This window comes from uncultured Methanobrevibacter sp., from assembly GCF_947169325.1.
Lineage (GTDB): Archaea > Methanobacteriota > Methanobacteria > Methanobacteriales > Methanobacteriaceae > Methanocatella.
Genome location: NZ_CAMVPN010000084.1, coordinates 1 through 9,596, shown reverse-complemented (window position 1 = coordinate 9,596; position 9,596 = coordinate 1). Strand labels below are relative to the sequence as shown.

The 9,596-nt window shown below is 34.9% G+C and carries 11 protein-coding genes and 1 tRNA gene; 11 read left to right on the top strand and 1 reads right to left on the bottom strand.

Going from position 1 to position 9,596, the window contains the following annotated elements; translation table 11 throughout:
* Nucleotides 1-370: 370 nt before the first annotated feature.
* Nucleotides 371-934, bottom strand: a complete 564-nt coding sequence (locus tag Q0W26_RS10040; protein WP_298524730.1) for a sugar O-acetyltransferase — start codon at nucleotides 932-934, stop codon at nucleotides 371-373.
* Nucleotides 935-978: 44 nt separating this feature from the next.
* Here Q0W26_RS10040 and aroA point away from each other — a divergent pair, with 44 nt between their 5' ends.
* The 11 genes from aroA (at nucleotide 979) to Q0W26_RS09985 (ending at nucleotide 9,315) form a co-directional block, all read left to right on the top strand.
* Nucleotides 979-2,295 carry a 3-phosphoshikimate 1-carboxyvinyltransferase gene (gene aroA, locus Q0W26_RS10035; protein ID WP_298524727.1) on the top strand — a complete coding sequence of 439 codons (1,317 nt, stop codon included), beginning with the start codon at nucleotides 979-981 and terminating at the stop codon, nucleotides 2,293-2,295.
* Complete coding sequence (gene nth / locus Q0W26_RS10030) at nucleotides 2,295-2,924, top strand: endonuclease III (RefSeq protein ID WP_298524724.1); 630 nt, start codon at nucleotides 2,295-2,297, stop codon at nucleotides 2,922-2,924. The genes aroA and nth overlap by 1 nt, the downstream gene beginning before the upstream one ends.
* A 154-nt stretch (nucleotides 2,925-3,078) precedes the next feature.
* The gene (gene cysK, locus Q0W26_RS10025) at nucleotides 3,079-4,026 is read left to right on the top strand and encodes a cysteine synthase A (RefSeq protein ID WP_298524722.1); all 948 of its coding nucleotides are present in this window, start codon (nucleotides 3,079-3,081) and stop codon (nucleotides 4,024-4,026) included.
* A gap of 60 nt (nucleotides 4,027-4,086) precedes the next feature.
* Complete coding sequence (cysE, locus tag Q0W26_RS10020) at nucleotides 4,087-4,794, top strand: serine O-acetyltransferase (protein ID WP_298524719.1); 708 nt, start codon at nucleotides 4,087-4,089, stop codon at nucleotides 4,792-4,794.
* 11 nt (nucleotides 4,795-4,805) lie between these two features.
* Nucleotides 4,806-5,186 (top strand): transcriptional regulator, encoded by a 381-nt coding sequence (locus tag Q0W26_RS10015; protein ID WP_298524717.1) that lies wholly within the window; start codon nucleotides 4,806-4,808, stop codon nucleotides 5,184-5,186.
* Between the two features lie 71 nt (nucleotides 5,187-5,257).
* Nucleotides 5,258-5,329: transfer RNA gene (locus Q0W26_RS10010), tRNA-Cys, on the top strand.
* A gap of 33 nt (nucleotides 5,330-5,362) precedes the next feature.
* Complete coding sequence (gene cysS / locus Q0W26_RS10005; protein WP_298524714.1) at nucleotides 5,363-6,712, top strand: cysteine--tRNA ligase; 1,350 nt, start codon at nucleotides 5,363-5,365, stop codon at nucleotides 6,710-6,712.
* A 219-nt stretch (nucleotides 6,713-6,931) separates the two neighbouring features.
* Nucleotides 6,932-7,525 carry a hypothetical protein gene (locus Q0W26_RS10000; protein WP_298524711.1) on the top strand — a complete coding sequence of 198 codons (594 nt, stop codon included), beginning with the start codon at nucleotides 6,932-6,934 and terminating at the stop codon, nucleotides 7,523-7,525.
* Nucleotides 7,522-8,118, top strand: coding sequence for a hypothetical protein (locus Q0W26_RS09995; RefSeq protein WP_298524709.1), 597 nt, complete (start codon nucleotides 7,522-7,524; stop codon nucleotides 8,116-8,118). Before Q0W26_RS10000 ends, Q0W26_RS09995 begins: the two co-directional genes overlap by 4 nt.
* Nucleotides 8,119-8,156: 38 nt before the next feature.
* The gene (locus tag Q0W26_RS09990; protein ID WP_298524705.1) at nucleotides 8,157-8,774 is read left to right on the top strand and encodes a hypothetical protein; all 618 of its coding nucleotides are present in this window, start codon (nucleotides 8,157-8,159) and stop codon (nucleotides 8,772-8,774) included.
* A 34-nt stretch (nucleotides 8,775-8,808) separates the two neighbouring features.
* On the top strand, nucleotides 8,809-9,315 hold the full coding sequence (locus Q0W26_RS09985; RefSeq protein WP_298524702.1) for a hypothetical protein: 507 nt from the start codon (nucleotides 8,809-8,811) through the stop codon (nucleotides 9,313-9,315).
* Nucleotides 9,316-9,596 lie beyond the last annotated feature (281 nt).

Here is a 9,596-nt window from a genome sequence, read left to right as displayed (position 1 = left end):
CCTTCAATCCGAAAACTTAGATATGATTGTTGAAGTAATTAGATAATTACTTCTCAAATTTTCTTTTTTTATCAAATGATCCTTAGTAATTTAGTTTTTGCTTTTTTAGTTAATCATTTTAGTTTTTAAATTTACATTTCAAAAGCAATATTGTAATAGCTTTAAATTATTTCAAATCCAAGTAAATATTGTTTTTGGGCTTTTAAAAGTATATATATGACTTGTTTTTAAAATAAATATTGGAGATGAGATTTCTGTCTTTTGTATTTTTTGTTGGACTTTTAATTTCACTGGTCAAAAATTTACTTATCTCGTTTTATTTTCACAAAAAGTCCATTTTTTGGGGTTTCAGTTTATTTCTCATCTCCTACTATATATCATTTTCTATTTTACGAACCACTTTTGCCGGTACGCCTAAAGCAAGTGAATTGTCTGGGATGTCTTTTGTAACGACTGCTCCTGCACCTACCACAACGTTGTTTCCAATTGTCACTCCTGGAAGAATGGTGACATTGCCTCCCAGCCATACATCATTACCGATTTTAATTTCACTTCCCTGCGCCAAATGTTCTCTGCGGCCTTTTGGTGATAATGGGTGGCCAACAGTGGTTATAAGAGTATTTGGGCCAATCATCACATTGTCTCCAATGTAAACCTCTTTAATATCCAATATTGTTAAATTGAAGTTTCCAGTAAAATTATTTCCAATAAATATGTTTTTACCATTGTCAAAACAGAATCGTTTAGCTATCCAGACCTTTTCACCCACTGAACCTAAAATCTCTTTTAATACTTCATGCTGTTTGTCTAGGTCATCTTCTGGAAGTGAATTGAATATATTGGCATTTTCAATGGCATGTAATTTCATAAGTGATATTTCTTCATCATCATAACAGTATTCCAGTCCCGCTTGCATTTTTTCAATTTCCTTCATAGGTAAATATTTAATTGATTTGGATTAAAAATATTATTGATATAATGATTCTTAGGGTTAAAAATATTTCAGAAATTGGTGGGGTCGTAAAAGCACCTCCTTCAAAAAGTTATTCTCACAGAGCAGTAATTTTAGCATCACTGGCTAAAGGCACTTCAAAACTTTATGATATGTTATATTCAGAAGATACTTTAGCTTCTATTAGGGTTTGCAAAGCTTTAGGTGCTGACATTAACAGAACTGATGAATTTTTGGAAGTTGTTGGAACTGGAGGTAAGCTTCATAATTCTTCGACTGAACCGATAGATTTGGCAAATTCTGGAACCACCTTAAGACTTATGACTTCAGTTTCTGCCTTAAGTGACAATGAAGTTATTTTAACAGGCGATGAGTCCCTGCAGACAAGGCCTATGGGATTATTGATGGGTGCTTTACAGTCTTTGGGAGTCAACACTGAATCCCTGAACGATAATGAAAAGGCACCAATTTTAATCAAACCGGGTTATATTGGTGGTGAAACTAATATTTATGGAAATGTAAGTTCACAGTTCATTTCATCAATTCTAATCTCTTCTCCATTGTCTAAAAATGGAGCGGCATTATATGTTCTGCCTGAATTTAAATCAAAGCCATATGTCAATATGACTTTGGATATCATGAGAAAATTCGGAGTTAAAACTCTAAAAGGATATTATCTAAAACATGATAACTGTGACAAGGAACATCAAGCCTGCAGAATCGATGAGTTTAAAATCATAAAACAGAGCTATACGGCCTGTGATTACACTGTTGAAGGAGATTATTCATCCGCATCTTATCTGCTTGCATTGATAGCCATTAACGGAGGGAAAGCTACAATTAAAAATCTGTTCAGAAATTCCAAGCAGGGCGATAAGGTAATTTTGGATATTTTGCAGAATATGGGTGCCACAATCATCCGTGGTGAAGATTATGTGGAAATTGCATCAAATGGTAATCTTAAGGCCATTGATGTGGATTTATCCAATGCTCCTGATTTGTTAATAACTGTGGCAGTTCTAGCTGCAATGGCTGAAGGAACTACAAATATCACTGGTGTTGCCCATGCAAGAGTAAAGGAAACAGACAGGATTGACACTACCTGCAGGGAGCTTGAAAAATTGGGATGTAAGTTAAATGAACATGAAGATGGAATGAGCATAACTGGTGGAGTAACATCAGGTGTTGTTGACTCACATGGCGACCATAGGTTGGCAATGGCATTTTCATTGATTGGTCTGAAACATGACATTGAAATAACAAATGGAGAGGTTTTCGATGTTTCATTCCCTAATTTTATTGAATCAATGGGTGAGTTAGGATTTGAATTGGAGTTGGTATGATGAATAAGGAAGAACGCGTAATTGAATTAGTAAATCAACTTGACAATACTTTTGAGATACGGACATTTTTAGATCAGGATCCTTATAGGGTATTGGTTAGGACAATTCTATCTCAAAGGACAAGGGATGAAAACACTGATCAGGCTACTGAGAATCTATTCAATAAATATAAAGATATTTATGAAGTCGTTGATGCTCCAATTGATGATATAAAAGAGTTGATTAAACCTGCCGGCTTTTATAATGTTAAGGCTGCCAGAATTCAGGAAGTATCACAAATATTAATTGATGAATATGGAGGCGAAGTTCCAGATACATTAGATGAACTTGTAAAACTTCCAGGTGTTGGGAGAAAAACTGCCAATTGCGTATTGGTATTTGCATTTGATTTGCCGGCAATTCCAGTTGACACTCATGTTCACAGAATTTCCAATCGTTTAGGATTGGTAGATACAAAAGAACCCGAAGAAACTGAAGTTGAACTTTCAAAAATAGCTCCTAAAGAGTTATGGGTTAAATTAAATGATTTGATGGTTCAGTTTGGCCAGAATATCTGTAAACCTATTGGGCCTCAGTGTGAAATTTGTCCTTGCACTGAAATCTGCGATTATTTTGCAGAAAATAGCTAGTTTTTAACTTGGTTATTTTAGTTTTACCAAAACATTTATAAAGTAAAACAATGTTATATAACAATAGTTATTATAACGAATGTTATATTGACTTGAAGATAACCCTTTTAATATACCATTAAATACAATTGAATAATATAGGAGAATAAAAATCATGGCAAATATTCCAAAATTAAAAAGAGGAGTGCTTGACAGCATAACAGATGCTATCGGAAACACTCCAATCGTAAGATTAAACAATTTAACTAAAGATTTAGAAGCAGAAGTAGATGTAAAGATAGAATCATTCAACCCAACTGGTAGTGTAAAGGACAGAGTTGCAGTTGCAATGATTGAAGATGCAGAAGAAAAAGGTCTTTTAAAACCTGGTGCAACAATCATTGAACCGACCAGCGGAAACACTGGTATCGGACTTGCATTTGCAGCAGCTGCTAAAGGTTACAAATTAATCATAACAATGCCTGAAACCATGTCTATTGAAAGAAGAAAATTTGTAAGTGTTTTAGGTGCTGAAATTGTTTTGACTCCTGGTGCTGATGGAATGGGTGGTGCCATTGCAAAGGCTAAGGAACTTAACGAAGAAATCGAAGGATCTATCATTTTAGGCCAATTCGACAACCCTGCAAATGTCAAAATCCATTCTGAAACTACTGCTCAAGAAATCTTAAGGGATACCGAAGGTAAGGTTGACATTGTAGTTGGTGGTGTGGGTACTGGTGGAACAATTACTGGAATCGGTAAGGTATTAAAAGAAGAAGTTCCTGGTGTAAAAATTGTTGCAGTTGAACCAAAAGATTCTCAAACTTTAGGAAAAGGTGAAAAAGGACCTCACAAAATCCAAGGTATAGGTGCAGGTTTTGTCCCATCAATTTATGACTCTGAAGTAATTGATGAAATTATTCCTGTTGCTAATGAAGATGCTGGAAACACTTTACTTGCTCTTGCTAAACAAGAAGGTATATTTTCAGGAATTTCTTCTGGAGCTGCAACTTGGGCTGCTTTGGATTTAGCTAAAAAAGAAGAAAATAAAGGTAAAAGAATAATAGCTATCTTACCTGATAATGGTGAAAGATATCTCTCTGTAGAGTGGTTATTTGAATAAGAATAACTATTTATACTATATGTTATAAATTTAATTTATAACAATCTTTGAGGTTTACTGATGTTTAAAAATTTAAGGGATGAAATTAAAGCCATTAAGCAAAAGGATCCTGCCGCAAGGTCTACCCTAGAGATTTTTCTTTGTTACCCTGGATTTTATGCTTTATTGTTCCATAGGGTCAGTCATTGGCTTTGGAATCATTCTTTAAAGCTTTTGGCCCGTATAAATTCTAATATTGCGCGATTCCTTACCGGAATTGAAATTCACCCGGGTGCAACATTTGGTAAACGTGTCTTCATTGATCATGGAATGGGTGTTGTTGTTGGTGAAACAGCAATCGTTGGTGATGATGTGCTGTTATATCAAGGAGTAATCCTTGGAGGAACCAGTACTGAAAAAACCAAAAGACATCCTACTGTTGAACGTGGAGTCATTGTTGGTGCAGGTGCAAAGGTAATGGGTAACATTACCATTGGAGAGTACTCTAAAATAGGTACAGGTGCAGTTGTACTAAAGGATGTTCCTCCTGAATCAACATGTGTTGGAGTTCCGGGTCGTATTGTTAAATGTAAGGGTGTTTCCTACAAGGAAGTTGACCTTGATCACGGTAAGCTTCCAGACCCTGTTGCAGATGCAATCAGAACCTTGGAAAAACACCTCAAAGAAAATGATCAACAAATTAAGATTTTATTTGATAAAAACGAGATTTGTTTAACAGAAGATATCAGAGACGAACAGGAAGAACTAGAGGATTTGTTTAAAAAATAGAAGGGATTTTTATGAAACCGCCTTGTGAAATCGTAGTATGGTATGTAATACCTGCCATCAGGTCAGAATTAGCTAAAGAACTTTTAAATTTAGGTATGAGGCAAAAAGATGTTTCAGAGCTTATGGACATCACTCAACCTGCAGTGTCACAGTACATTACAGATAAACGTGGAAGTGGAATAAAACTTGATGATAATGTCCGGAAAATGGTTAAAGACTTTGCTAAGGAATTAGCTGAGGGAACTGCTACAAAAGCACAACTTATTGGAAGGACATGCGCTATCTGTAAGCATGTTGAAACTGCAGATGTTTTACAGCAGCTTAACATTGACAAATCTGAACTTGGTGAGGATTGCCAATCTTGTTTAGGTTCCGAAGCTAGTAATTGCTAAAAATATTGGGAAAAATAGTAAACTATTTAAACTATCAATAACCAATATTTTATTATACTTTTAATTTTAGTGGCAAGTTTACCGAGTGGCTTAGGTGTGTGGCTGCAGACCATAATACGGGGGTTCAAATCCCTCACTTGCCTTTTTATAATTACTATTTTTCGAGGTTATTTTTTATGGACGTTTATTCAACATTAACTCGCAGTAAAGAGAATTTTGTGACTATTAATAAAAATAGAGTTAACTTATTCGTTTGCGGTCCAACTGTTTATGATGATGCTCACATTGGACATGGGAGGACATATATTTCTTTCGATACAATAAAGAGATATCTGGAGTACAGCGGTTATGCGGTATTCTACATCCAGAACATCACTGACATTGATGATAAAATCATCAACAGATCAAAGGAAAGCGGAATTCCTGCAAGTGAGTTAGCTAGAAAATTTGAAAAAAGATACATTGAAGACATGAACAAATTAAATGTCAATGGAGTCAATTTATTTGCAAGGGCAACCGACCATGTCGATGAAATATTGGACCAAATCCAAAGATTAATCGATAAGGGTTTTGCTTATGAAACCGAAGACGGTGTTTACTTTGAAATAGACAAGTTCCCTGAATTCGGTAAATTGTCCAACAGAAATGTCGAGGAATTGGAATCCCACAGGGACATTGCAGAAACCACAAAGAAAAACCCTCAGGACTTTGCGCTTTGGAAAAAACGTGAAGGCACTGATGAACCTACCTGGCCATCCCCATGGGGAGACGGAAGGCCTGGCTGGCACATTGAGGATACTGCAATAACCGAATACTACTTTGGTCCTCAATACGATGCACATGGAGGAGGTTTGGATTTAATCTTCCCTCACCACGAAGCTGAAATCACACAGATGGAAGCCGTTTCAGGCAAAGCTCCGATGGTCAAGTTCTGGTTGCACACCGGATTTTTAAACGTTAACGGAGAAAAGATGTCAAAATCCTTAAATAACTTCATTACAATCCGTGAATTGCTTGAAGACTGGGATGCCGAGACATTCAGATTCTTTGTATTGTCAACCCACTACAGAAGTCCGATTGACTTTTCAAAGGATTCACTTCATCAGTCCGAAAAAAGTTTGGACAGGATTAGAAAATACTATGAACTTTTAGATGTTGAAGTAACTGATGAAGTTAGTTCAGATTATGATGTATTGGATAAATGGAGTTCTGAGTTCTTCACCAGCATGGATGATGACTTTAACACTCCAAAAGCCATTGCGGCCATTTTCGGTTTAATCAATGACACCAAAAATGATTTGGATAATTTATCAGATGATGATAAAATGGCAATTAAAGCATTCCTGGATGATGCTGCTCACATCTTCGGTGTTAGCTTTGAAGTTGAAGAGGTCAATGCAGGTTCAGATGATTTGCTTGATTTGATTTCTGAAGTAAGATCAGAACTCAGGGCTAACAAACAGTATGATTTATCTGATAAGATTAGAAGTGACCTTCAAGGATTAGGTTACGAAATTAATGATTAAGGGAATTTCATTCTCTTCTTTTTTTTCATTTTTTTGAATTTGCTATATATTTTCCAAACGTATGTAAACTATTTTTACCATTTTTTACGAGTTAAAAACAATATTGATTTGAGCTTATTTTTCTATATACTAAACTAAATATTGTTCTAGAACCATATAGAAACTTATTTATTACTTGACAGTCTAATAAGGTATTGTAAAAAATTGGAGGAATTAGATATGTTCGGAATATACTCAAACAAAAGATTGACAGAAAACGAAAGGGCGATTTTACATTTAAATCCGGATGACTATGAATGGTATATGGTCGTTTTGGGACAGGTTTTCAAAGACCACAGATTTTTCCAAGTCAGGGAAGATATTGAACTTCCACAAAAGGATGATGATGGTGTTGTTTTAATGATGGAGGGCGGAGATCCTATATACTTTAAGACATTGAACGGCGATTTAACTGATGAAGAAACAGAAGCAATCTATGAGACCTGCTCATTTTTGGAGGAAAAATTTGACAGGCCAATAAAAGCCTATATCCTATGCAGGGCAAGCTCTACTGTCTGCGTTTCCAAATGCAACACTTGTAGGGGAAACATTCGCATTTACTTCAATTTCCTCGGCACAGACGACGGTGAAGAGATCATTGAAAGGTTAGAGGCAAAACTCAAAAACAATGAAAAGTTCAATGTCGAGGACTCTTTTGACCACATTCTACTTCCATACTCCGGATATAAGAACAAGGAAGACTTCGAAGAGAAGTATCGCCATTATATGGATTGCATCAATTCATATGTGGAAGCCAATGAGGGGGGATCATGATGTTTTATAAAAAGAAAAGCTCTCAACAGGAGCTTGAAGAGGATGAAATCTTTTACTGGATCATGATGAATGAAGTTTTCGGTATTTATTCCCCATTTGAAATAGACAAAGACATGGATTTTCCCAATAAGGAAGAAATTGGTGGCGTCATTTTAAAATTCATCGGTGGAGGGGCAGCATACTTTAAAATCCAAAGGGAAATGCCAAGCGATGATGAAGTAAAATCCGTTTATGAAACCTGCCAGTTCCTGCAGGAATCATTCGGCGACTATATATGTGCCTGCATAATATGCGAACCGGATATTGAAATCCGTGACATCAATGTTTTAGGTGATGAAAACATCCACATGGATTATGTGTCCGCAAGAAACAGCAAAGGAGACATTGCTCTTGAAATATTGACAAAAAAACTTGAAAACAGGCAAAGGTTTACAGTTAAAGACCATGTTTTGAGGATTATTCTGCCATTTATGGGTCGCAGTGACGAGAAGGAATTTCACCTAAACTATGATAAATTCCTCTCATTATACACTCAAAATAAGAAGGAATTGCCTAATGCATACATGTTGACAAAAGACATGTTACGCGGTTGAACATTAACGCATTTAAATTGTATTTTGGAGGAAAAATCATGTCAAACCATACTTTAACAAAGAAAGTTACTCAAAACCGGCTGGAAGGAGTTAAAAATATATTGTTTGGAGGAAATGACGATACAATATATTATAAGGTGTTATTGTCATTCGTATTCAATGATTTCGAATCGTTTGAAGTGCGCAAGGATGTAAAAATTCCAAAAAAAGAAGGCAGCGACGGTGTGGTCATTGCCTTTGATGATGGAAGAATTACCTACTTCAAAACCCAAAGTGATCCGTTGACCAATGATGAATTTGAAGCAATACTTAAAGTATGCTACTTTTTGCAGGACAAATTCGGAGGTACAATCGATGCATATATTCTATGCTGCCCTGAAGTTGAATTCAGGGCATATAATGGTATTGAACGTGAGGGAATCACTATCGTGTTGAACACACTCAGGCACTATGACGGCGATGCAACACTTGAAATGCTTGAAGGCAAAATCGAAAACAATCAAAAATTCACCTTCCAAGATTACGTATGCCACATCCTTCTTCCATTCATGGGCTGCAGCAATTGCGATGAATTTCTGCCAAGATTTCAGCACTACATGATGGAAGTCATGTTTTACAATGCCGAAAAACAGGGAATTGAAGTCGTTCGACTTTAATTCCATTAATTTTTTGAGGAGGAGTAAGTGGGGGATGAAAATAGCAAAAAAATTATTGTTGGAATTAGCACTTCACAGGTATGATGAAGAAGTCCAAAGGAATGAATTGATTGACAGTAAAAACAAATCGATTGTTGCCTTTTTAGGGGTTATGTTGACTATTCAATGTACTATTCTTCCAAGATTAATAGAATTTAAAGAGATATTATCTAATGTGGAAATGTTTATTTTGGTTATAATTTTTTTAATTTCTTTAATTTTTTACGTAAGTTCTTTGCTGGTATTCATGTCTACATTGAATAATATAGATCAAATTGGAACTGCACCAAGAATAGACTGGTTAATAATATTTTGGAAAAATAACAGTTCTTTTAGTAAAATTGTCCAAAATACAATTATCAGTTTAAATGAAATTGTTGAGAAAAATGATGATATATTAGAAGAAAAAAATTCTAGAGGAAATTTAGGGCTTAAATTAATAAAAGGTGGGGTAATTTTTACCGCAATATTTATTATTTATATGATAATAATATTTTATTAGAGGTAAATCATGTCTAAAAAAGGGTTTTTGATAAAAATAAGGAAGAAGATTGGTGGTATTCTGAACCTCATTTTAATCATGTAACAAAAACAAAAAAAGAAAGTTTAATTTCTAAGATTCTCGATGATGAGGATTAGAAGTATATTTTTTTTAATTTCATTAAAGTATATTATTTCATTTTTTATTCTTTTCCATATTTTTTCTTTTCAAAATATAACAACCTTTATATACTATAATAACATATGTTATATTATATAACATAGGTTATATTTATTTTTTTC